The organism is Azospirillum sp. UFLA03-27 (genome assembly GCF_059803775.1).
Genome location: NZ_JAUQTX010000489.1, coordinates 1 through 1,462 on the forward strand (window position 1 = coordinate 1; position 1,462 = coordinate 1,462).

2 protein-coding genes are annotated in these 1,462 nt (G+C 67.8%); both read left to right on the forward strand.

Annotated elements, in window-relative coordinates:
• On the forward strand, positions 1 to 999 hold a 999-nt coding region (gene oxlT, locus Q4I23_RS32630), incomplete at its 5' end, for an oxalate/formate MFS antiporter (protein ID WP_498528994.1).
• A 140-nt stretch (positions 1,000 to 1,139) separates the two neighbouring features.
• A partial coding sequence (locus Q4I23_RS32635) for a hypothetical protein (protein WP_498528995.1) occupies positions 1,140 to 1,462 on the forward strand: 323 nt, incomplete at its 3' end.

The following is a 1,462-nucleotide window of genomic DNA, read 5'->3' on the forward strand; positions in this document are numbered from 1 at the left end:
CTCGGCATGCTCTATGTCGGCTCGGCCATCGGCGGCATCGGCGTCGGCTGCGTCTACGCCACCTGCGTCAACAGCGCGATCAAGTGGTTTCCGGACAAGCGCGGCCTCGCCGTCGGCCTGACCGCGGGCGGCTACGGTGCCGGTTCGGCCCTGACCATCCTGCCGATCGCCAACATGATCCATTCCTCCGGTTATCAGGCGACCTTCTTCTGGTTCGGCCTGCTGCAGGGTGCGATCATCATCGCCGCCGCCTTCTTCCTGCGCGCCCCGCAGAAGGATCAGGTCAAGGCCTCGACCAAGGTCCTGCAGTCCCGCCGTGACTACACGCTCAAGGAAGCGCTGCAGACGCCGGTCTTCTGGGTCATGATGGTCATGTTCATCTGCACCGTCTCGGGCGGTCTGATGGCGGTGGCCCAGCTCGGCGTGATCGCCCACGATCTGGGCGTGAAGGAAGCCCCGATCAGCCTGTTCGGCATCACCATGGCGGCACTGCCCTTCGCGCTGATGCTCGACCGCGTGATGAACGGCATCTCCCGTCCGCTGTTCGGCTTCATCTCCGACCACATCGGCCGTGAAGCGACGATGTTCATCGCCTTCACCTTCGAAGGCATCGGCATCCTGATGCTCAGCCGCTTCGGCCACGACCCGATCATGTTCCTGATCCTGTCGGGCATGGTGTTCCTGGCCTGGGGCGAAGTGTACAGCCTGTTCAGCGCCACCTCGGCGGACACCTTCGGCACCAAGCACGCGGCGAAGATCTACGGCGTGCTGTACTGCGCCAAGGGCGTCGCGGCGCTGCTGGTCCCGCTGGGCAACCTGCTGATGGAAGCCACCGGCACCTGGGCGACCGTGCTCTACATCTGTGCCACCATGGACCTCATCGCGGCCTTCTGCGCCATCGCGGTCCTGCGGCCAATGCTGCGCCGGCACCATGCCCGCAACGCCGAACTCGCCGCCCAGCAGGGCACGGGTCCGGTCACCGCGGCAGCCAGCCCGTAACCTCCGCTCCGGCGGACCGACCGAAAGGGGGCCACGCGCGTGGCCCCCTTTTCGGCGTTCCGGACGGCCTTGCGAAACGGGACGGGAGGGTGAAGCATGTCGGCGGAGGGGGCATGGACAATCGACGGCGGGGGCAGGGTATGGCAAAGGACGACAGCAGTTTCCGGCTGGTGGTCGCTTGCTCGCTGGGCGGGGTGGCGGTCAGCGTGGCCCTCGGCTCGCTGCTGTTGTCGCGCTGGGCGCCCCGGACGGAGAACACGGTGGTCGAACGGGCGATCCACAACATGGACCGGGAGACCTGCGAGCGGGTGCTGCACTCCTTCACGCAGCCGCAGCCGGTGGGCACCCGTGTGCTGTGGCTGTGGGCGGAGGAATCGACGCCGGGCGTCTTCACCGGAGCGCCCTGGACGTCGCGTGTGACCGGGCCGGGCGTGCAGACGGCGGCGGCCGGGGCGGCTGGAGG